This window comes from Streptococcus henryi DSM 19005 (assembly GCF_000376985.1).
GTDB classification, from domain to species: Bacteria; Bacillota; Bacilli; order Lactobacillales; family Streptococcaceae; genus Streptococcus; species Streptococcus henryi.
In genome coordinates, this window is the sequence record NZ_AQYA01000021.1 from 1 (window position 1) to 22,167 (window position 22,167).

At 34.4% G+C, this 22,167-nt stretch carries 20 protein-coding genes and 1 pseudogene; all 21 read right to left on the reverse strand.

All coding sequences use genetic code 11. From position 1 onward, the window contains the following. Nucleotides 1-274: 274 nt before the first annotated feature. Nucleotides 275-496: a hypothetical protein gene (locus tag F601_RS0101465; protein WP_018163899.1), complete on the reverse strand. Its 222-nt coding sequence runs from the start codon at nt 494-496 to the stop codon at nt 275-277. A gap of 270 nt (nt 497-766) precedes the next feature. Then, nucleotides 767-991 carry a helix-turn-helix domain-containing protein gene (locus F601_RS0101470; RefSeq protein ID WP_018163900.1) on the reverse strand — a complete coding sequence of 75 codons (225 nt, stop codon included), beginning with the start codon at nt 989-991 and terminating at the stop codon, nt 767-769. 170 nt (nt 992-1,161) lie between these two features. After that, nucleotides 1,162-1,665 (reverse strand): aldo/keto reductase, encoded by a 504-nt coding sequence (locus F601_RS13595; protein ID WP_211205903.1) that lies wholly within the window; start codon nt 1,663-1,665, stop codon nt 1,162-1,164. Then, entirely contained in the window at nt 1,652-1,981 is a 330-nt protein-coding gene (locus F601_RS13600; protein WP_211205904.1) for an aldo/keto reductase, read from the reverse strand. Before F601_RS13600 ends, F601_RS13595 begins: the two co-directional genes overlap by 14 nt. 11 nt (nt 1,982-1,992) lie before the next feature. Beyond that, the gene (locus tag F601_RS13435; protein WP_248678542.1) at nt 1,993-2,136 is read right to left on the reverse strand and encodes a hypothetical protein; all 144 of its coding nucleotides are present in this window, start codon (nt 2,134-2,136) and stop codon (nt 1,993-1,995) included. An 80-nt stretch (nt 2,137-2,216) separates the two neighbouring features. Continuing rightward, nucleotides 2,217-2,333, reverse strand: a complete 117-nt coding sequence (locus F601_RS13440; protein WP_345938737.1) for a hypothetical protein — start codon at nt 2,331-2,333, stop codon at nt 2,217-2,219. A gap of 533 nt (nt 2,334-2,866) precedes the next feature. After that, nucleotides 2,867-3,835 (reverse strand): alpha/beta hydrolase, encoded by a 969-nt coding sequence (locus F601_RS0101485; protein ID WP_018163902.1) that lies wholly within the window; start codon nt 3,833-3,835, stop codon nt 2,867-2,869. A 4-nt stretch (nt 3,836-3,839) separates the two neighbouring features. Further along, entirely contained in the window at nt 3,840-6,638 is a 2,799-nt protein-coding gene (locus tag F601_RS0101490) for an alpha-L-rhamnosidase (RefSeq protein WP_018163903.1), read from the reverse strand. Continuing rightward, the gene (gene alsK / locus F601_RS0101495) at nt 6,638-7,531 is read right to left on the reverse strand and encodes an allose kinase (RefSeq protein WP_018163904.1); all 894 of its coding nucleotides are present in this window, start codon (nt 7,529-7,531) and stop codon (nt 6,638-6,640) included. Before alsK ends, F601_RS0101490 begins: the two co-directional genes overlap by 1 nt. Before the next feature lie 25 nt (nt 7,532-7,556). Beyond that, a complete protein-coding gene (locus F601_RS0101500; RefSeq protein ID WP_018163905.1) occupies nt 7,557-8,213 on the reverse strand; it encodes a ribulose-phosphate 3-epimerase in 657 nt (218 codons plus the stop codon). Beyond that, nucleotides 8,214-8,660, reverse strand: coding sequence for a ribose 5-phosphate isomerase B (gene rpiB / locus F601_RS0101505; RefSeq protein ID WP_018163906.1), 447 nt, complete (start codon nt 8,658-8,660; stop codon nt 8,214-8,216). A gap of 57 nt (nt 8,661-8,717) precedes the next feature. Further along, on the reverse strand, nt 8,718-10,925 hold the full coding sequence (bglX, locus tag F601_RS0101510) for a beta-glucosidase BglX (RefSeq protein ID WP_018163907.1): 2,208 nt from the start codon (nt 10,923-10,925) through the stop codon (nt 8,718-8,720). 26 nt (nt 10,926-10,951) lie between these two features. Further along, entirely contained in the window at nt 10,952-12,211 is a 1,260-nt protein-coding gene (locus F601_RS0101515; protein WP_018163908.1) for a PTS sugar transporter subunit IIC, read from the reverse strand. A 10-nt stretch (nt 12,212-12,221) separates the two neighbouring features. Then, complete coding sequence (locus F601_RS0101520; RefSeq protein ID WP_018163909.1) at nt 12,222-12,521, reverse strand: PTS sugar transporter subunit IIB; 300 nt, start codon at nt 12,519-12,521, stop codon at nt 12,222-12,224. Further along, on the reverse strand, nt 12,514-12,834 hold the full coding sequence (locus tag F601_RS0101525) for a PTS sugar transporter subunit IIA (RefSeq protein ID WP_002320391.1): 321 nt from the start codon (nt 12,832-12,834) through the stop codon (nt 12,514-12,516). Before F601_RS0101525 ends, F601_RS0101520 begins: the two co-directional genes overlap by 8 nt. A 222-nt stretch (nt 12,835-13,056) precedes the next feature. Continuing rightward, a complete protein-coding gene (locus F601_RS0101530) occupies nt 13,057-14,568 on the reverse strand; it encodes a family 1 glycosylhydrolase (RefSeq protein WP_026183058.1) in 1,512 nt (503 codons plus the stop codon). Nucleotides 14,569-14,784: 216 nt separating this feature from the next. Further along, a complete protein-coding gene (locus F601_RS0101535; protein WP_018163911.1) occupies nt 14,785-16,647 on the reverse strand; it encodes a BglG family transcription antiterminator in 1,863 nt (620 codons plus the stop codon). A 104-nt stretch (nt 16,648-16,751) separates the two neighbouring features. Then, a pseudogene (locus F601_RS12135) lies at nt 16,752-18,620 on the reverse strand (SAG1250 family conjugative relaxase). Beyond that, the gene (gene mobC / locus F601_RS0101545) at nt 18,607-18,972 is read right to left on the reverse strand and encodes a plasmid mobilization relaxosome protein MobC (RefSeq protein WP_018163914.1); all 366 of its coding nucleotides are present in this window, start codon (nt 18,970-18,972) and stop codon (nt 18,607-18,609) included. Before mobC ends, F601_RS12135 begins: the two are co-directional and overlap by 14 nt. Before the next feature lie 9 nt (nt 18,973-18,981). Next, nucleotides 18,982-19,341 (reverse strand): SAG1252 family conjugative relaxosome accessory protein, encoded by a 360-nt coding sequence (locus F601_RS0101550; protein ID WP_018163915.1) that lies wholly within the window; start codon nt 19,339-19,341, stop codon nt 18,982-18,984. Between the two features lie 340 nt (nt 19,342-19,681). Then, nucleotides 19,682-21,997 carry a hypothetical protein gene (locus tag F601_RS0101555; RefSeq protein ID WP_018163916.1) on the reverse strand — a complete coding sequence of 772 codons (2,316 nt, stop codon included), beginning with the start codon at nt 21,995-21,997 and terminating at the stop codon, nt 19,682-19,684. Nucleotides 21,998-22,167 lie beyond the last annotated feature (170 nt).

Below are 22,167 nucleotides of genomic sequence, written 5' to 3' on the forward strand. Positions count from 1 at the left end.
TCAATCTCCCAGCCATCCTTATGGTAGTCTGAAATAAGTTCCTTATCTAAGCGTTCTAAGCAATGAGCCAAACTCTCTGTAAAGACCTTACTCATCAAACTCATTATTTCTGTTTCTAACTCAGATAAATGTTTACTAGTCTTTAAAATTTTTCCAATCTTTGTTACAATAGTCATAGGTTCTATATCCTTTTGGGTTATTTCGTCATTTCCTAGGATATAGGACTTTTTTTATTTTGAAAACATGTAAACGTTTTTCCGAGTATTATTTTACACTAACGCTTCCATCTTAAAAACTCTTCAAAACCTTCCAAATTAATAAAGACTAGTTTATGAGTTGGGTTAATCACATAATCTTTAAACTGCTTATTATCTCTCATTTCACCTAACCATCTATTCAGTGTATATTGATTCAGACCTTCCCACCTCCTCAATATAGCTTTTTTATCTGCCCACTCAGCTATACTATTATCAACCGATACAAATTTAATTTTCATAATAGTTTCTCTCTATTTCATATTATTAACCTCCGTGGGTATGATTGGTTAAATCACTCATGGGCATCTCACCCGCTGTCCTTTTACGTTGGCAGCCTGAACGTTCAGAAGTATCATTGTCCTTATTTGTGGTCATGGCAGATAGAGAACCACTCTATTTTGTAGCTAATAATTTTCGCTCCTATCACGGCGTATCTCACTAAATTGCTCGACAAATAAGAAAGTCCCACCTCGGTTTATTCAATTGTCAATGAACAAATCAAGGAGAGACTATTTAATATTATTTTTGATTCGGTGAGGGAAATCAGTTTGTCCCAACAAATAATCAGTACTAACGTCATAGAAATTTGAAAGACTAATTAGAACTTCCGCTGATAACTTTCGCTCACCTCTTTCCAATTTTGCATATGCAGAATTAGTAAGAGACAGAAGTTTCGCAATATCAGATTGCGTTAAATCTCTATCTTCCCTCAGATTCCTTATCCGCTGGTACATCTAGCTTTCTCCTAAGAAAAAGTATAGATTATTTATGTCCTATATCTTTGAAATTGTCCAAATTGGACAGAGAATTTTTTTACAAGTAATGAAGAAGCAGACTAGAAACATTAGTCTGCTTTTTAACCTATCATTCCATACCTAATATCATCATCTGCTGAATATTTTACTTAAAGAGTTTCCGTCCAAGAAAATAGTGTCTTGCCTTTATCTAATTTCTTTAGCATATCCATTTCAAAATTTGTTAGACAAAAATCAAAAATATCTATATTTTCAGCTAGCCGTTCTACTCGACTCGTCTTTGGCACGACTGACACTCCCCGTTGCGTCAAGAAACGTAACACAATTTGAGCTGGTGACTTGCCATATTTCTCTGAAAGCTGAACAAGTTCTGGTTGTTGCTCAAATTGAATCTTTCCTTGCGCTAATGGTGACCAAGCCTGCATCACTGTTCCATGTTCTTTCAATGTTTGTTGCAAGTCCCATTTTTGAAAGTGGAGATGACATTCAACTTGATTCACTGTAGGCACTATGTTAGAGGAGTGGATAAATTGCTCAAATCGTCTCTGATTATAATTTGATAAGCCAATCGCTTTGACCTTTCCATCATAATAAGCTTCCTCTAAAACCTTATACATAGCCTTATCATTGGTATAGGGTTCATGAACCAACATTAGTGTCAATATAAGACATGCTTAAACTGTCTAAGGAGCGTTCAATCCCATCTCGAGCTTGCTGGTAGCTATTGCTATGACCATCCAGTTTAGTCGTAACAAATAGTTCGCTTCGCTTAGCAGGACTACTAGCAATAGCTTTTCCAACTTCTCTTTCATTGCCATACATCTGAGCAGTATCTATCAGACGATAGCCAAGCCTAATCGCCTCCGAGACAATACTGACACATGTCTCTCCTCTTAAATCCCATGTTCCTAGACCAAGTAGGGGCATTTCCAAACCTGAATTTAATACAATCTTATCTTTAATTACCATCTATAATTCTCTTACATCGTTTGTAATGTTGGGCGGATAATCATATCATTTACTGACATTCTATCAGGAGTGTCAATAACGTAAGCTACAGCAGTAGCAATGTTTTCAGTTTTCCCCCCGATTCCGATTGATGCTTGGTTTGTACAAAGCTTCACCTGCTTCTTTGTCAGAAATGGTTTTATAAAGTTCTATAACGACTGCTCCAGGGGAAATAATGGTAGATTTAATTCCATCTTCACGATGTTTTTTGACGAAGTCCTTCCATTATAGCTCTAACCGCAAATTTTGTCCTACAATATACAGCAGATTCGGGATAAACAACATGTCCTACAACTGACTCAGTTGAAATGATATGATCAGATTGTTGATTTTCATAATCAGTAAGACTACTGAAATACCATTCAAAATTCCCATAATATTGACATTTGTTTACTCATCACTGTGCTCTTCACTTATCAAATATTGTGGCATAATACCAACATCGTTACATAAAATATCTATGTTCACAAATGTATCTGCTGTATAGTTAACACCCTATTGCAAAGACTAAAAATCAGTAACATCTGCTACTTGATATCGAATATCTACTTCTGTTGAATTGTCTTCAAGCGTTCTTCTCTACATGCACCTAAAACCAATTTAGCAACCTATTGTTATTCTAATAAATGCTGTCGCTTCAGCTATACCAGATGAAGCTCCTATAATTATAACAATCTTATCTTTGATAACCATATACCCCCTCCTCATTACTTTTTCTAGTTTATATTATATAAACAAATTTATAATTCTTTTCCGTTTGAAGCTATGACCTTCTGATACTAATAAAAAGAATCTTTCCTTTCTCAACTCCTGTTTATTTCTATATAATCACTTACCCATATTAATTCAAGATAAAATATATTTTTCTAACCACACTTTAACTAACTCCGTCCAAATTGCAGCTTCTTTATTTTCTAAGTGAGACGGTATTTTTTTCTTGCTAATAAATTTCAGTAATTGTTCTGTTCCTTTTGAAGGTGGTACTAAACCGTTATTTATTGCGTTTAAAACTAAGTATGTTTGTTTCATAGTATACTGACCAGTTTCTAGCATTTCCTCTGTCAATACTTCAGCAGTCGACAATCCGTGCTTCCCCTCAGAAAATATATGATATGAAAAAGGAACATTATTTTGCTTCAATGCTGAAGCTAGTACTATGCTATTTTCGACAGCAACAGTCTCATCCGTTGCTGTATGCCATAAAAACATAGGAGGAGTAGCTGTGGTAATATTTTTTTCTAACGAGAAATATTTTTGTTCTTCATCGGTAGCTGAAATCCCAAGTAACGCTTTAAAAGAACCTTCGTGACAGAATTTTCCTGTTGAAACAACTGGATAACATAGTATGGCAGCATCAGGTCTGTTCGAAAATCGGTTATAGAAATCATTATTATCCATAACATCCTGATAGTGTGTACATAAACTTCCACACAAATGACCACCCGCCGAAAAACCACAGATAATAATTTTTTCAGAATGGATATTTAATTCCTGATGATTTGCACGTAAAAATCGAATGGCTCTCGAAAGATCATTCATAGGTTGATGTTGCACAGGAACGTTGCCTAATACATTGACCGTATAGGTTAAAACAAATGCATTATACCCAAAACTATAAAATTTCCGAGCGACACTATCACCTTCGCTAGGGGAAACAAAACTATATGCTCCTCCAGGAACAATTATAATTGTAGGTCGTCCTCCTGAAACATTTTCTTCGTGCAAATAGCTATATAAATTAGGCATGAATCCGAATGACTGTGAATAATTATATTCATCCTCAGCCCAAATATCAAACACTGTATTATTCATCATTTTATTATTCTCCATTTAGAACAGCAATCATTTTATCAAAAATTGAAAATGCTCTTTCTGGAACTAACGTCTTAGGTAAAGTCTTCTTTATTTCAATAATAGACATTCTACCTGCAAAACCACGAACAAATCCACTTTTTGCTAAATCGGGCGCCTCAGTCATAAAAATATTTTCAGCTTTTGGATATGATCTTAACTCATTTAAAGTAGTATCTTCGCTAAATTTTTTCACTTCATAAGTTTCTGAAATATTATATTCAAAGTGGTATGTTCCAGAGCCGAGATGTATTTCCTTACTTTCAGGCAATGTTAAATCTGCTGAAGTATTAGTAGGTACTGAAATATCCGCAGTTAATCTTCCAGACTTACAAGAAATAGAACATTTGATTTCCCCATAAGGAGTCTCATAGTTTACTTTGTATGAAGAGATTCCATTTACTGGACGAGGTTTCAATGTGAAGGTTTTAAAAGCTGGACTAGTAGCTTTTATGCCACATAATTCACTATACAGCCAATCTCCAACCGTTCCAAATCCGTATTGATTAAAAGAGTTCATATTAAAAAGATTAATACTTCCATCAGGATTTACGCCATCCCAAAGTTCCCAAATCGTAGTTGCACCAAGTTTAACACTATAAAGCCATGATGGACAATCATCTTTTAATAAAATGTCACCAGCCAATTGATGTAAACCATTTTGAGACAAAACTTTCATAATGTACTCAGTACCAGTAAAACCTGTCATCAAATGCTTTTTATTTTTTACTAAGTTTAGAACTAAACGTTCTAAAGTCTCCATTCGTTGCTTCTCATCATCAATTATATTGAAATATAGCGCCATCGTTAGCGAAGTTTGTGTTTCTGATACCAATCTACCATTAGCTGTGACATATTCTTGTCTAATGTTTTTCAAAACATTTTGATATAGCTTCTCAAATAGAATCTTATCTTCATTTTTATTTAAAATAGTAGCAGTTTTTACCATAATATCAATAGAATAAAGATAATAGATATTTGCCAAGAAATAAACATCGGTAGACCCGACTTTTTCGTCTGATGATGGTCGTAAAATTCCCTCTGGAATCTTGCGGTGTGGACCTTTAGGTGCATCTAAAGAAAGCCAATCACCAAATTGAGAGCTATTTGAAGAATTAAGAATGCCATCTTTACTTGCTAAAGAGGTTGTATACTCAACGCTCTTCTTCATACTGTCATATTGCTCAGTAAGAACTCTTTTATCTCCGTAAGATTCCCAAATATGCCAAGGAACAATCGTAGCTGCTTCATGCCAAATTTGGACACTAGTATTTGTTTTTAAAATATCGGGAACTGTCAAATAAACCGCTCCTTCTTTACTCTGTTCAACTCGCAAATCACGAAGCCATTTACGGTAAAATAAAGCAACATTTTTTTGCCAACATGCTGTAGGTAGAAAAATTTCGCAATCTCCTGTATAGCCTAATCTCTCGTCACGTTGTGGGCAATCCATAGGAATATCAAAATAGTTACTTCGCATTGTCCAATCAATATTGTGCCATAACTGATTGATAGCTTCGTTAGAAGATTCAAATCTACCTGTTTGTTTCAAATTAGAATGCATTACACAAGCAGTGAAATCATTTAAATCAATGTTTTCTATGCCTTCAATACTTATATATCTAAAACCGTGGAAAGTAAAACTAGGCAAAAATGTATCGTCGCCCCCACTTGTAATGAATACATCTGTCGCACGAGCCGTTCTTAAATTTGTGGTAAAAAGATTCCCTTTTTCATCTAGCATCTCTCCATGCTTGATGGTGATTACAGTACCTCTAGGTCTTTTAATTTTAAGTTCTACAATACCAGTCATATTTTGACCAAAGTCAATGATTTTCTCACCATTCGGAGCGGTATGAAGTTTTTTAGCGGAAATTTTTTCAGTAATTTTAATGGGTTCATTTTCTTGTCCAACTAAGATATCTTTTCGATGTTCAAATAGTCTAACATTTTCTACTGGATTTGTAGTAGTTGTAAAATCAATAACTTGGCCATTGTATATATCGTTATAGCCATTTTCACCGATTGTACACTGCCACTCCTCATCTGTTACAATTCTTTTCTTACTACCATCTTCAAAAAACAAATCAACCATTGCAATCACAGCAGTACGTTTTCCATAATGATTCCCTTGACCATAAAACCCAAGAATTCCTTTGAACCATCCATTACCAACAGTTATTTTTATATCATTCTCTTCGAGAAGGAATTCTGTAATATCATACGTTTGATATTGCAATCTTTCCTGATAAGATGTCCATCCCGGTGTAAAATAAGCGTCCCCTAGACGATGCCCATTAACATGAGCCTCGTAAATTCCTAATGAACTAATATAGGCTCGTGCTCTAATAACCTTTTTCTCTGTTTGAAAACGATGCAAAAATATAGCACACGACTCTAAATCATCCTCGAAAGCATGCGTAATCCACTCCGCCTCAAAGTTTTTATATGTTAAAAATCCCATTTCAAAATGGGTATCTGCCACTGCACATTCTCCGTCAGAACTTTCAACCCACAAACTTACTTCATAACAACACTGTGCTAATAACTCCGGACCTTCATATTCAATATATAATGACTGCTCACTTTCGATAATTCCGCTGCTCCAGATTTTTTCTTTTTGAGCATAAACATCCAGCCGATAACTTTTTTGAACAATATTTTGATTACTAGAATCTAATTTCCATGAAAAAGTTGGCTTCCTTACATCTAGTCCCAGCGGCTCTTTCTGATATTCTACCTCAAAATCATAAATATTCAGCATCATTATACCCCCATTTTCCTAGCATACATTGCTGCACCAACCACGCCTTTTGTGGAATCATCAGATACGAAAACTAAGTTTAAATTATCATTTGGAAACGGTTTTCTAGTATGCTGATAAATTTTTTCTTTTAACAGTTCATATGGAAAACCCTCCATGTTAAGCACTCCCCCTCCCAATAGAACAGAATCCGGATCTAAAATATTTATTTCTGTAGCTATAGCTATGGCAATATAATTAATATAATTGTCAATATCTTCTTTTGGCATACTAGAAAAAACGGTTTCTATATCTATTTTGGAATGTTGGCAATATTTCGCTAAATATTTACCACCTGCATAATTCTCAATACAACCAATGTTCCCACAACCACATGCTAATTTGCTTTCAGGAATTGGAATGTGCCCTAGTTCTCCGGAAACTCCATTTTTTCCTTTATATATTTCCCCATTATAAAGAAAGACATTTCCAATGCCTGTACCAACATAACATGCTGCTATGAGTCCTCCCGTATTGAGATGATACTTATGAATATCATATAAAGCGGCAGTCCACACATCTTTCAGCAAGAATACCTTTATACCAAAATATTCTTCTAATGGTGCTAAGAGATTTAAGTTATCAAAGCCAGGGAGACTCGGTGCTTGCAATACAGTTGTGCAATCTTTTGAAATTGTTGCAGGAACTGCGATGGCAATTGCTACAACTTGTCCAGTAAGTTGATATTTCGAAATATAATTTGAAATAAATTCAATCAAATTATCTACACTCTTTGAGTTCGTAAAAACTGTTTTTTGATAAACTTTTTCAAAATAATGCACTTCAGACTCTTTATCCACAGCACCAATTCTGATATTAGTTCCTCCAATATCTAGACCTAAGATATATTCTCCCATCTACTGCACCTCTTTATTCTTTTATTTATAATGTTCTTAATCGTTGAGTAATTGTTTCATACTCTTCTTCCTTACCAAACAATGCTGAAGTTCCTAAAACAAAGCCATCTACCCCTTTAGGAGACAGTTCTTTGATTTTCTCTGGTGAGCATGCGCCGTCTAGCATAATTTTAAATCCAAACTCTGCCTTTAAATCATTAAGTTTTTCTATTTTTGCATTAACACTATCAATGTATGTTTGTCCTGCAAATCCGGGATTAACACTCATTACCATCAGATAGTCAACATGTGGTAGCAACTCATAAATCGTTTCAATTGAAGTTCCAGGATTAATCGCAATACCTGGTTTAATCCCTCTTTTGATAATCTTTTGAAGAGTTCGCATTGGGTGACGATCACTCTCAGGGTGAATATAAATAATATTTACGCCTAAATCAGCAAAAGTATCAATATAATTTCCAGGATTTTCAATCATTAAATGAACATCTTTTTCGATTTTAGCTTTGCTACAAATATATTCTATATCTTGCAATCCCATTCCAAAATTTGGGACAAATTGCCCATCCATAACATCTAGATGAAAAATATCTACACCTGCCTTTTCAAGCATTTCAATTTCCTTACCAAGATTTTCAAAATTTGCACACATCATGGATGGACATAGTAGTCGTTCTTTTTCCATCTACTTACCTTCCTTTTCAATTTCCGAAATCATGTCTATACGATTTTGGTGGCGTCCACCTTCAAATTCAGCATTGAGCCATTCATCAACAATCATTTTTGCTGTTTCAATTCCAATGACTCTCGATCCAAAAGCGATAATATTTGTATTGTTATGCTCTTTTGATAATTTAGCACTATATGGCTCACTACATACACAGGCACGAATACCTTCGACTTTATTAGCAGCTAATGAAATCCCTACTCCTGTCCCACAAATTAAAATACCATAGTCAACAGCTTTAGAAACGACAGCATCTGCAACTTGTCGACCATAAGTAGGATAATCACACCTTTCATTAGAATCCGTCCCAAAATTTATGATCTCGTAACCTTTACTTTCTAAATGTGCTTTGATTTCATTTTTCATATCCACAGCAACATGATCATTCCCAATTGCAATTTTCATTTTAAATATCCTTTCTCAATTTCTAAAACCCACTAACTTTAATTGTGGGTTTTAGTATTAAATCAATGTAAAATCAGCTTCTAAATATTCTTGACTAGAGTGACCTACAAACACTCTAAAGTCTCCTTTTTCAGATTGATAACAGAGATTTTTATCATAAAACCTCAGCATCTCTTCGTTAACTTCAAATATAACTTTCTTTATTTCACCCGGCTGTAAAAAAACTCGTTTGAATCCTTTTAATTCCTTAACAGGTCGTACGACACTTCCAATCTTATCTTGTATATACAGTTGCACTGTCTCAATTCCTGCTTTAGAACCACTATTTTGGATATCTACAGATATTGTTATGGTAGTTTCATCATTCAAAATTTCCGAACTTAATGATAAATTAGCATATTCATATTTTGTATACGATAATCCATATCCAAATGGATATAGTGGCCCATTAGGAGCATCCAAATATCTTGATAAGAAGCGATCACTATGTTGCGAAGTCGAAATAGGACGGCCAGTATTAAATGAATTGTAATAAAGTGGTACTTGTCCAACTGAATAGGGAAAACTCATTGTTAAACGACCACTAGGATTAAATTTTCCTGTTAAAACATCTACAATCGCCTGCCCTCCCTCACTTCCAGGAAACCATACTTGAAGAATTGCATCAACCTGTTTTTCGATATTAGTAAGGACAAGTGGTCTACCGCTAAACAAAACCAGCACAATTGGTTTTCCGGTTTTTGCAACTGTGTCAAGTAACTTTTTCTGTACTCTAGGTAACTCTAATTCAGTCCTACTTCCAGCTTCTCCACTTTGCAACATATGTTCACCCAGTGCCAGTACAACAAGATCGGATTGCTCTACAAGTTTCACAGCTTGTAAAGTCTGTTGCTCCATGTCTAATGTACTTTCATTACTAGGATTCAGCATCTTGCCAAAACTTCCCAGAATAGAGTAATCTTCTAAATAATCACATCCCTTAGCAAACTTTATGTTATGCGTATCTAATTTTTCAAAAGCATCTTGAATACTTGTAAACTCATCCTGCTTGCCATGAAAAGACCACATACCGACAATTGATTTACTATTTGTATATGGACCAATGACTGCAATCTTTGATTTCTTCACATCTAACGGTAAAATATTGTTTTCGTTTTTCAAAAGAACTATTGATTCACGAGAAGCTTGTAATGCCTTGGTTCGAGATTCATCTGTATGCATAAATTTTTCTTCATTTATGCTTGCTCCTCTATAAGGATTTTCAAATAGTCCCAACTCATTTTTCAGGCACAAAATTCTCCATGCTGCTTGATTGATAAGCTCATTATCTATTTTTCCTTCTCTAACCAGAGGTTCCAATTGATTAGCATAGCAGGATGTCTTCATATCGATATCAACTGTCGCATTAATTGCTAATTGAGCCGCCTCTTTCTCATCTTGAGCTACGCCATGGGCAATCAATTCGTGAATTGCAGCATAATCTGTAATAATAACGCCATCAAATCCCCATTCCTTTCGAAGAATCTCATCCAGTAGCCATTTATTGGCTGTTGCGGGAATACCATCTAAAGTATTAAATGAAGTCATTACTAACTTACTTCCTGCCTCAACTGCTGCTTTATAAGAAGGAAGATAATCTTGTCGTAATCTCCGCTCTGACATATCAACAGTGTTATATTCTCTACCGCCTTCAGTAGCGCCATAAGCTGCAAAATGCTTTACACATGTCGCTACATTGTTTACTGTTAAGTTCCCTTGAAAACCTTTTATAACTGCTGCAGCAAACTGACTATTTAGAAACGGATCCTCTCCAGTAGATTCTAAACAGCGCCCCCACCTAGGATCTCTTACCAAATCAACCATTGGAGAAAATGTTACATCTATGCCTGCCTTACTCGCTTCCATTCCAATATTGTTATAATTTTCTTGAATTAGCTCTGGATTCCAAGTAGCTCCTTGGCCAAGTGGAATTGGCAAAATTGTCCGATAACCATAAACAATATCGCCCATAAATAAGAGAGGGATTTTATGTTGTGAGCGTTCTAAATAGGATTTTTGAATAGAAATGACTGATTTAGCCCCCGCTACATTTAACACTGACCCTGCTAAAGAAACCATCTCTGGGTGGATGCCCATTTTTTTTGCTGGGCCTGTACTAACCTCATCTACTGAACCAAAAAACTCACCTGATAATTGAACTAATTGTCCGATTTTTTCCTTCAAAGTCAAGCTTTGAAATAATTTCTGTAACTCTTTTTCTTTCATTGTTAGCTCGCTTATTTATTTTTTAGTTAGTGTTCCATTTCTTGGTCAAGAGCTTGTTTATCTGCAATTTTAAAGAATGGATACCACAGAACCACCCAAAAAGCGATTAGGACAACTTGAAAAATTGCAATTTTCCAACCGCCAGCCATCAATCCTTGTACAATAATAGGTGTCCCTTGAGGGGTAGAAATCCCTGATAACCGTGGTAAAATACCAACCAATGTAGCCAAATAACTAACAACAAGTGATAATGCACTTCCTCCAATAAATGGGATTGCGAAAATAGGGTTAAATACCAGAGGACCACCAAAAATCAGAGGTTCTGTAATTCCAAAAAAAGCGGGTACAATAGAGAGCTTTCCTAATGTCTTATAACGAGTACTTTTTGCAAATAGCATAAGAAGTGCCAATCCTAAAGCAGTACCGCCATGTGTATATACTGAATAAAACATAAAGCCAACAATGTTAGGTAGAGCTTCTCCTGCTGAATAAGCATTTAACTGTGTCGCATCCATTGCCATCCAAATTGGCATCATCACACTCAAAACCACCATAGTACCATGAATCCCAAAGAACCAAAAGACTTGGCTAATTAAGGAAACAAATAATAATGCCCAGATGTTACCTCCCAAACCTTGTAAAGGAATTTGAAGCAATGTGTAAATCATTTGGTGGAAACTACCAAACGGCGTGCTAGCAAAAATTCCAGCAATCACAGTAAAAATTCCAATAATGATAAAACCTGGAACTAAAGCAGCAAAAGACTCTTTAATAAATGGTGGTACAGAATCAGGCATTTTGATTGTCCACCCTTTATCTGTAATCCAGATAAAAAGTCTTCCTACAATAAATGCAACTATGATTGCTGCAAACATTCCGGCAGCCCCCAACCAAGTCATCGGTATATTAAACGCCAAACCAAAAGCTGATTCAGCTGGTTCAACTGGAGTGATAATCATAAAGGAAACAACTGATAGTATTGCTGCTGTAAGCCCTTTCTTATCAAATGATTCTACTAAACTATAAGTAATTGAAAAAACAAATAAAATAGCTAAAAAATTAGTTGTAAAAGTGATGGGAAGTTGAATAATATCTGCTAATCCTGACTTATTCAAAAATTCTTGGTAAACAGGAATCGGTAATTGTTTAATAAGTGCTGTAAGAGAACCTGCAATAGTAGCGGGTAGGGCAGCCATCATGCCATTCATAATAGCTTTAAGGTATCTATTTGAAGAAATCTTAGTAACAATAGGTTGATATTTTGCTTGTACTGCCTGTAAATTCATCATTTTCTCCTTATAATTTTAAAGCATCGTCTAATACTTTAGACCCATTCATCATTCCATAGTCCATCATATCTATGACAGCAATTTTCATCCCTGTTGGCTCATATTTTGTTTTAAAAGTATCATAGACATATCCCATTTGTGGACCGATTAATAAAATATCTGTTTTTCCCTCAAATTTTTCAAATGCTGCTTCTGCCATTGCACGAATCTCTATATCAATATTTTTTTGAGTTGCTGATTCTTTCATTTTTTGCATAAGCATAGAAGTTGACATTCCTCCAGCACATACTAACGTAATATTAATCATGATTATTCTCCTTATTTTTATATAAATCGACAATTTCAATAGCTAAATCCTTAACAGTTATAGCATTCATCAGATGGTCTTGTGCATGAATCATCAATAAAGTAATTTCTGTTTTTTCACCAGATGCTTCTTTAGTTAATAATTCCGTTTGACCATGGTGCGCCTTAAGTAAAAAGTCATTACACTCTAACAATTTTTGACTAGCCTCATCAAAATTACCTTTCTTAGCCGCATAAATAGCTTGCATTGCTAAACTTCTGGCATTTCCACCATTAACAATCAAGCTCATAATCATCTCGGTTTGTTTATCCATTTTTTCCTCCTACTGTGTTTTCTGTTTACACTTATATCATAACTTTTGTTTCATAATAACTCCATAACAAAAAATACCGTTTTTATTACGGTAATTATTGATGAACTTTTTATAGTGAATTGAAAAAGAAAAAGATTGAAATTGATTCAACCTTTTTTGTTTGGTACTTTTTAATCTAATTTAAAGTATTTTACTCCCTGAAAGTATATTAGATATATATTATTACCTATCACTCTCTTCCAAAACATTTAATCCATTGGTAGCCAAAACTTCCTTATACCAGTAGAAGGAATCTTTTGGCGTGCGATTGAGGGTCCCGTTTCCTGCATCGTCCATATCCACATAGATGAAACCATATCGTTTCCTCATTTCTCCAGTCCCTGCTGAAACAATGTCGATACAACCCCAAGTCGTGTAGGCAATCAGATTCACACCATTGTCAATAGCGTCAGCCATGGCCTTGATATGAGCACGATGGTAGTCTATACGGTAATCGTCATGGATAGAGCCATCTTCTTCCACCGTATCAAAGGCACCCAGACCATTTTCCACCACCATAAGAGGGATTTCGTAGCGGTCGTAGATTTTTTCCAGGTAATATTGAAGGCCAACTGGGTCATGGGCCCACCCCCAGTCAGAATAAGTCAGATAAGGATTTTTGGCTCCTGCTGAGAAATTCCCAGACACCTTATCCTCTACCTCGTGGGTGGTCACGTTGTTAGACATGTAGTAAGAGAAGGTATACATGTCAACTTTACCTTTTTCGAGGATTTCAAGGTCTCCGTCCTCCATGACAAGCTCTACGTTGTGCTCCTTCCAGAGGCGTTTGGCATAGGTGCCGTATTTTCCTTTTGCTTGGACATCACCGCAGTAGTAAATTCCTTGTTCCCACTTGTGTTGGTTGGCAAGGATATCCTTAGGATCACAAGTCCCTGGGTAGAAGGTAATACCACAAATCATGTTACCGATGACATAGTTAGGGTCAATGGCATGACCGATTTGTACTGTTTTAGCTGAAGCCACAAACTGGTGATGGAGATGCTGGTAGGCATCTTGGTATTCCTTATCCGTAGCCTCTTTTCCTGAAATATCACTCATCATATCTAAGAACATGATAGTATTGTTGATTTCATTGAAAGTCAGCCAATATTTTACCAGACCCTTGTATTCTCTGAAAATAGTCTCTGCATATTTTACGTAAAAGTCAACCAATTTTCGGTTGGTCCAGCCACCGAAACGCTCTTCTAGCGACAAAGGCGTGTCAAAGTGCCAGATAGAGACTAAGGGCTCTATATTGTACTTACGGCATTCTTCAAAGACCGAGCGATAAAAATCAAGACCAGCTTGGTTTGGCCTAATATCATCTCCATTTGGGAAAATCCGCGCCCAAGAAATAGACAGACGGAAAATGCTGTAACCCATCTCCGCAAAGAGTTTGATGTCCTCTTTGTAACGATGGTAGAAATCTACCGCCTGATGATTCGGGTAATACTCGGTATCCAGTACCGCATATTTTGCCCCTTCAGGAATAACCCCGTTATGCCCCATAGAGGCAACTTTGCCTGGCTTACCGTCCTTGTCAATATAGGTTGTGTAACGTGGCATTTTGACAGAACCACCCGTCGTCACGTCTGTTGCCGTCAGGCCACGGCCGTCCAGATTATAGGCACCTTCTGCCTGATTAGCAGCGATAGCGCCACCCCACATAAAGTTCTTTGGGAATTGCTTGGTCATAAATCGATATATATAAAAGTACACACTAGCAGCAGACATTTTATTCATAAAAACTACTGAGCACTTTTTTATCCTTTCTATATTTTTTAATTATTGAGACTTATAAGCATAGTTTACTTTTGTTTTCACTCCCCAATGTCATATATATAACGCAGAAAATGAAATTTCTTAATTGATTTTTATTACTAAAGTAAGACTACTGCGTGAATAATGTTTTTAATCCAAGATACTTAATAAAGTTTCAAAATTTGGATGCTTAATCAATGTTTGTATTGCTTTTTGATTAAAAAAGAGACTACTGGTTTTTTCATAAAATTTTTCAAGATGAGAATCTTCTTGAGAGCCTATCGCCAATAAAAATACAACTTGTACATGGTGATTTTTCCACATTATTGGTTTTTCCAGAACTGCTACTGTAACAAAACTAGTTTTAGTCAAAATCTTATAAGGATGAGGAAGTGCAACTAAATTACCAAAATCAGTTTGACCTAATTCCTCTCTTTTCATAACTGCTTCATAAAATCCATATGGTAATAGGTCATAACGATCTATATGGTCACACATTTTTTTTATTGCTTCCTCACGTGTCTCTGCTTTTAGATTTGGAATAAAAAGGTTTGTTGAATAGTAGTTCAGTAATTTGCTACTACTACTTTCAAACAACTCCTGATAAGTTAAAATATCCTTTGTATCAATAATTAAATTGATTTCGTATATTGGAACAGCATACTTGTGTTTCAACGGCACTGTTGTAAAGATATAATCAATTTTCTTACCTTTGAAATCAAATAAATCTAACTCCGCAACGCTACAGTCATAGATATCATTCAGATAGGCTCCAAAGGCTTGTTTATATTTAAACTTAAACAATTGAGAGCTACTTGTTCCAGATACACATACTAATACAATATTTTTCTTCTCAATCTGTCTAGCTCTTTTTTCTGTCGCTAATGCAAAAATTAAAGCAATATAAGCTACTTCATCCTCAGGAATTTCTTTGCGATAATATTCACTTAAACTTGTACAAGCTGACATAGCCAAAGTGAACGGGTAGGTATACTCTTTTTTTATAACTTCAAGTAACGGATTAGTAATAGGAATATTATATCGTAGACGAATATCCATCGGTACTAAATGCTGATTGAGGGACATTCTTAACTCTAAGTTATTTCGAAAATTTATTGAAAAAGTATCATATACTCGTGTTAGCATTTTAAAAACCAACTCATCAATTTTGCCAGTAATCACAAAATTTGGGCCATATTGACTATAAGAGTCCGAAGAGAGTTGAGAACTAAAATGTATTGCCAAAAAAAGTCTCTCAGTATCACTTAAAATGATATTGAATTCTGTTTCAATATTTTCACAATAGTTGTTAACAATAAATTGAGTTGCCTCACTTATATCTTTACTCTGGATGTCAGAACTATCCAAAGGGTGGCCTCTCTTAATTCGTTCAAGACTTACTATTACGTACTTAATAAAATTGTCTAAAGAAATTTCAGACATGTTCACTTTATGTTTTTGATTTCCTAAAATAATCATATTTGCAAGCCACTGCTCTTTTTCAGTACTATTTCTCCTAACATAGAGATTGTTAACAATACAAGTTCTCTTATCAAATTCATTACCAATTACTTTTATCCCATAATTAGGCTTTCTATCTATAGATAAGTCATAGGAACTTAAAATTTCTTCAACTCGTTTTACATTTGTGAATAAAGTTTGCCTTGATACAAATAATTCTTCAGCAATATCATCTAATTTTAGATATTTATCTGATGCTAGTAGCTTTTCAAGTAAAAAATTTTGTCTCTCTTCAATGCCATCAGGTACTTCTTGAACAGTTATTTGCTCTGTTAAATTCAAAAACGCCTGCTCATTTATGATATTCAATTGGTATCCTAAATGGCGTTTTGAAATAACCTCAGCACCATTTGTTTCCAAAATACTGTTTAACTCTTTCATACGAGTTCGTATAGTTTTCTCACTAACTCCTAATTTATTAGCCAACTCTTGTGAGGTATAAAAAGAATCTGTTGGAAGTATACTTAATAATTCAAATAATTTATGAGTCATTTTTTAGCCTTTCTAGCAATTAGATAAACTAATCTCAACTTTATTATAACAATAAAAAATACGATTATCTAGAAAGTTTTTTTCCGTTATATTAACGGTAAAAACTATAATTCCAATCTTCCCTTACTCTCTGTTACTCTATTTTGTGACTTTTTAAAGTTAAGCAAAGCCTCAAATGTTTCCAACTTTCTAGCTAATCCTTCATACTCATCAAGATAATAACCTAGCTCCTCTTGCAGCACTCTTATTTCTTCGGTCACTTGTTCTACTGTAATTGATTCTGTCAGGTTCATTTTGGAAAAATCATACCTTGCTAATTTTCGACTATTCGGATCTTCACTCTTTAAGTTGACAAGCACTTCCGCCATCTTGTTTAAGGTGGTGATTTTTTCTTGTGCTTCTTCCAGTTTCATATCAAGTTCTGCAATTTCTAGTAAAAACTCATCTTTGATCTCTTGGTATTGTTTGTTCGTCTTAGACAATTCAATCATAAGATTAATTTCAGAAATCTTCTCTTGAAGACTTTTTAAAGTTGCTCTTCTGTATGGTATCATCCGACTATCGTTGGTTAGCTGTCTAATCAAGGTTCGCCCTTTAATATACTGATTCTTATCCGAATATTCCTTGTTATAGACAAAATATGAGGTTGTCTCACGGATATAGACTTTATATTTTGTCCGATTCTCTTCTTCAAGAATATCTAATTGATAGTTGGGAATGAATATAAGACCGCTCTGTTTGACACCGAAAGACACCTTGATATAGACGCCCTTATCAACTAGCTTCTCTATTTGGTGCTCTGCAAGTTCCACTTCAAATTCGTGAACGGCATCTCGCTTCTTCTTAAATTCCTCAAAGGCTTCCTCAATTTCTTCAGTGGCTACCTTGTCCTTATCTCGTTCTTCTTGAAAAGCATGGTACTGCTCCTGCAAATTCTCTAATCCTTCTGAATCACCGACTTCCCTATTTTGAAAGTAATCTTGAAAAAAATTGACATCATATAATTTCTTCTCACTTATTTTTTTATGACTCAGACTGAATTGCTTTCCATTTTCTTCAAGTATAAAGATTACATTTTTTTGTTTTAAGTCAATGGTTAGATTCAATTCTTTTGCTTTTGTTAGTAACTCTTCTAAAGAATTGACACGGTCCAACAAAAATTCTAAACTACTTTCAATCTCTTGCTTGGCAAAATGTGTACGAAAAAATTCTTCATCATATAAATCTCTTTTACTGAGTTGGCGTCCTCGAATTGGTTTTGTCATTGCTCTATCTGTCATCATGAATCGACTATGTTTCTGACTAAAATCAATATGAACATGTAACTGCACCGCTTTTTCTAAAAAATCATCAAAGGACTTTGACTGCTGCATCAAAAAATAAAGACGTTGCTTTAATTCAAATTTATGACTAGACTGCCTATATTTTTGATAGTCACGGTAGGAGTACCGCTTCTCGATAATTTTTGCCCCCGCCATTTTAGAAATACGGTCTGAAATCATACGAAGGTTTCGTTCCAAGGCATAATTCCATATCAACTTTTTATCTGAATTACTGTCTATGGCATTGATTAAGATATGGTTGTGGACATGATCTTTGTCTGTATGGGTTGCCACGATAAATTTAAAGCGACCTCCAGTCAATTCCATCATAGTCTCATAACCAATGCGGTTAATTTCTTCAGGTGTCAGATTATCTTCAGGAGAAAATGATTGAATGAGGTGATGGGCATGAATATTTTATTGGTGTTTTTCCTGTCGGTCATTTCTGGATTCATACAACTTGTCGTTATTGGTAAAGTTGACATTGTACATTTCTACCATTTCTTCATAGCTAGGAAAGTCTAAGTAATTGCTCATGCCAAAATCAGATACCAATTTCAAATTGTCCGTTTTATCGGGATTGAGGATATACTTAATCAAACGCCTACGATATTTTTTTCCGTGCGTCGCAAAGTGTTTAGTGACTACCATGAAACTCCCTCAGTCTTTTCACTTCCACTTGAAATTCTTTCTCCACTCCAGTAATCAACTCACTAACTCCTTTACTTAATTCTTGTAACTGTTCCTGAGAAATCAGATGGCTTTGATTGATGGCACGCGCAATTTGATTAATGTTATTTCCAATCCGTCTCAATTCAAATACTAACTGGTCATAGGTATCCGTGTTAATGGTGACAAATGACATATTGGGATTCAGCAACACTTTTCTGGCATAGACTGAAAAATTTTGACAATGACTCTTAGCAATTCGTTCATTCAATTGATGTAACTCTGAATCTGTTAAAAATACTTTTTTGAGATTAGTGCGATATCGATAAACCATAGTAGCCTCCTATCTCATGTATTTTTCACGAAACTCATGACTGAGTGGTTGTACTTGATTGACTTCCGCAATCAATTCTTGAACGCAAGTCAATAAGATTGAGACGTGTTCTTGAGTCACTTGGTGATTTTCTCTTGCGACAACTAGAACTTCATACACATCTCGACTAATTTGTTCAAACTTTTGAGACTTCCAAAAGGAGAACCAACTTTCAAAAATTCTATCCTGATAATTCTTTTTCAATAAATTTTGACGAAGAAATTCTGAGAAACTATCCACTTTTTGTTCCCTCATCATTTCTTTTATTTGTTTTTCTTCTTGTCTCGTGATTCTAAATTGCTTACGGATTAACTTAATTTCTTGTCCCATCCTACTATCCTTTCAACATGATACTTGTCTGACAATGTCAGGCTGCCTCACATTGTCAGTACAATTCCTAAAGAACTCACTCGTTCCTTGTTCGGTCTTTGCGAGCTCAGGCATTGTGGTCACAATACCCAAAAAATCATATCGCCAGCCGACTAAAACTTTCCAGTTTTGACAGCCAACGATAAGATAACTTGGTGGCTTCGCCCCCAAACCCCCAGTATAAAATCAAGACTTGATTTTCTTAGGAATGATATTAGGATAACAAGGATGATTTGGAAAAGTTATCACATCCTAGAAATGAAGGTAAGAAAAAAAGAGAGCTAGATGCTCTCAAAAAACTCTATACAAATTTGATTTTCTCTGGAGAACCAAGAGATGTAAATATTATACTCTCTGGAAAGACATAGTTATGTTTAAAAATATAATCAATTAACATTCTAGTCGATTCTGGATAGTTTTTAAAATATTCTTTATAAGCTTTATCTCTATATATGACACTTTGTTCCATCACAGAAATATATGAGGTATTAGCATTACAGCTTGATTCTATACAATATTTCATAACATATTGTGACAAACTTTCTGAGTCCACTCTAGTTTTATCTCCCTTTTTATCTAAATATTCAATAATTGTATTAACTGGTTCAATGATATAATGAGTTCGTCGAGCTTGTAAAATAATATCAGACCAGTTCTTTATATACTCTGGCGCTTGATTGCTTAAAAAATTTTTTAGATGTCTAAAAATAGACTCTATTAAACTAAATGTATAGAAACCATCAACTGGGAAATATGTTGCCAATACTGATTGACTTCCTAACCCGAGGAACATATTTCCAATATTTAAATAATGAGCATCCAATACCTGAGTCTGACATGCTCCCAATATCGTGACAACAGGTACAACTTTTATATTATTTTCTAACTCAATCATATCAATTTCATCATCGCCAATATGAAGTTTACCGATCTGATCTGATTGATTTCTACTCACTTCAGGCATACTACCATGCCCATAATAAATGAAAAAGGTTGTAGGATATTCATTCATAATACGAATGAAGTCAGTTTTATTTGTAACTTCATAGTAATTAACACAATGTTTAGGAAAATACTCTTTTAATAACTCTCCCAATTTTTTTCCATTTTTATATAATGTATCATTAGGGTTAAGTGCATTGATAATTAAAAAGGATACAGTAGCTTTTGAAATTTCTCTTTTAAAGTTAAGTTTTGCTGAATTTACTAATATATTACCAGGGATAATTGGCAATCTGCTGATTGATTTTATTAAACCTAGAGGAACATCCTCATGTTTAATCCATTCAATAGGTGCATCTGTAATAAATTTGATATGGTTCCCTTTATTTACTATTAGTTCAATAAAATCATCATCCAATGATAGTTTAAGTTTCTCAGAAATATTGTGAAAATTATTATTAAACTTTTCTATCTCTTTAAAATCTGAATTTCTGATAACATTTTTTAGCATGTGTAAATACCACAAAGTAATATCTTTAGAGGGTAAGTTAGGTAAACGCACATACGGAGATTTTGTATCTAGTGTAAAATTAAGGGATAAAGAATCTAAAATTGAGTTTTCTGATACTCTATCAGAAATTATTCCCAGCATCGTTTCGAAATCTTTGCCGCTCCCTATTCCATAATATCCTGAAAAATCATATATCTGCCGAAGAACAGGTTTAGATAGTCGTAACTGAAACTCTCTATTTAGTAAATCAACACTTGTTTTATTTACCATTGGCAGCACAAATACCATATCTGTACGATAAACTATTTCGTCAAATTTTTCAAAAAAATAATCCGATAAATTCAAAAAGTATTCTTCTAAAATATCTAAGTCTAAGTCGTCTGTGTTAATTGAATTATCCCATTGTTTTATTATATCAATAAGAGAATCTATTCCTTTGTCATGTGTTGCAAGATATAGAATATATTTTTCTGTAATTAGAATCTTTAAATAAAATTTTATATCCTTTATAGCAACTTCTTCAACTTCTTCTTTACTTTCATTATTGATGTTCCAAGGTTGTGGTTTCTGACGATTTTCAAATATAGATAAGTACAGACCTCTGTTACGATTTATTGCAATCTCTAAAGGTCTCAAAAAGTTCTTGTGAGGTACGCTAATCGGCTCAATTTTTGTTTTATCAGAGATTGTAATTTCATTAGCTATTATCTTACTAGCATTAATACTATTTTTTTCTACAATCAATTGTAGTTGTCTGGTAGGGATATATTCTCCATCTTTTAAAAAAATTACAGGTAGTGTTATTTCTTGTATTTGTTTAATAATAGGATAGTCTCTCAATTCTTCAGGAATGAAAATACAGCCTAAAGGAGTTTGTTTGATTAAATCAATAATACCATCTATATTTTTATTTAAAAGCTCTATGTTTATGTATTCCGTAATATAATTTGGAACATCAATAAATGAAGACAGTGGCCAGGGAATAACTAATTCTTTAAGACTTTTAGGAAGATGAGTAGCTATATATCTTGATTGGGTATGAGTGACAATATTTCTATTAAAACGATAGGAAAATGTATCTCTTTCAATAAAATTTGGGTTACCATGATTATTTGTAGTTATAAAATAACTTACAAATGGTATGTCAAAAAACTGTTCAGTCATATTTACTCCTTTACTTTATCTTCTTATATTTTGATATATCTAATTGCTTGACAAAATATAGATTCCCTCTCGTACGTGTACATGCAACATAAAATTTACTTTTAGTTTGTGAAGAAAGTTCATTTAAGCGATCAGCTGCGAATAATTTATATGTTGTTGGATTTAATACT

Bases quoted from the DNA above. Each gene is read 5' to 3' on its own strand.
- alsK (WP_018163904.1), bottom strand. From the start codon at position 7,531: ATGGGAGAATATATCTTAGGTCTAGATATTGGAGGAACTAATATCAGA.
- F601_RS0101465 (WP_018163899.1), bottom strand. From the start codon at position 496: ATGAAAATTAAATTTGTATCGGTTGATAATAGTATAGCTGAGTGGGCA.
- F601_RS0101535 (WP_018163911.1), bottom strand. From the start codon at position 16,647: ATGACTCATAAATTATTTGAATTATTAAGTATACTTCCAACAGATTCT.
- F601_RS0101515 (WP_018163908.1), bottom strand. From the start codon at position 12,211: ATGAATTTACAGGCAGTACAAGCAAAATATCAACCTATTGTTACTAAG.
- F601_RS0101470 (WP_018163900.1), bottom strand. From the start codon at position 991: ATGTACCAGCGGATAAGGAATCTGAGGGAAGATAGAGATTTAACGCAA.
- mobC (WP_018163914.1), bottom strand. From the start codon at position 18,972: ATGGTTTATCGATATCGCACTAATCTCAAAAAAGTATTTTTAACAGAT.
- F601_RS0101520 (WP_018163909.1), bottom strand. From the start codon at position 12,521: ATGATTAATATTACGTTAGTATGTGCTGGAGGAATGTCAACTTCTATG.
- F601_RS0101525 (WP_002320391.1), bottom strand. From the start codon at position 12,834: ATGGATAAACAAACCGAGATGATTATGAGCTTGATTGTTAATGGTGGA.
- rpiB (WP_018163906.1), bottom strand. From the start codon at position 8,660: ATGAAAATTGCAATTGGGAATGATCATGTTGCTGTGGATATGAAAAAT.
- F601_RS0101485 (WP_018163902.1), bottom strand. From the start codon at position 3,835: ATGATGAATAATACAGTGTTTGATATTTGGGCTGAGGATGAATATAAT.
- bglX (WP_018163907.1), bottom strand. From the start codon at position 10,925: ATGAAAGAAAAAGAGTTACAGAAATTATTTCAAAGCTTGACTTTGAAG.
- F601_RS0101500 (WP_018163905.1), bottom strand. From the start codon at position 8,213: ATGGAAAAAGAACGACTACTATGTCCATCCATGATGTGTGCAAATTTT.
- F601_RS0101550 (WP_018163915.1), bottom strand. From the start codon at position 19,341: ATGGGACAAGAAATTAAGTTAATCCGTAAGCAATTTAGAATCACGAGA.
- F601_RS0101555 (WP_018163916.1), bottom strand. From the start codon at position 21,997: ATGACTGAACAGTTTTTTGACATACCATTTGTAAGTTATTTTATAACT.
- F601_RS13595 (WP_211205903.1), bottom strand. From the start codon at position 1,665: ATGTTGGTTCATGAACCCTATACCAATGATAAGGCTATGTATAAGGTT.
- F601_RS0101530 (WP_026183058.1), bottom strand. From the start codon at position 14,568: ATGACCAAGCAATTCCCAAAGAACTTTATGTGGGGTGGCGCTATCGCT.
- F601_RS13600 (WP_211205904.1), bottom strand. From the start codon at position 1,981: ATGGTAATTAAAGATAAGATTGTATTAAATTCAGGTTTGGAAATGCCC.
- F601_RS0101490 (WP_018163903.1), bottom strand. From the start codon at position 6,638: ATGATGCTGAATATTTATGATTTTGAGGTAGAATATCAGAAAGAGCCG.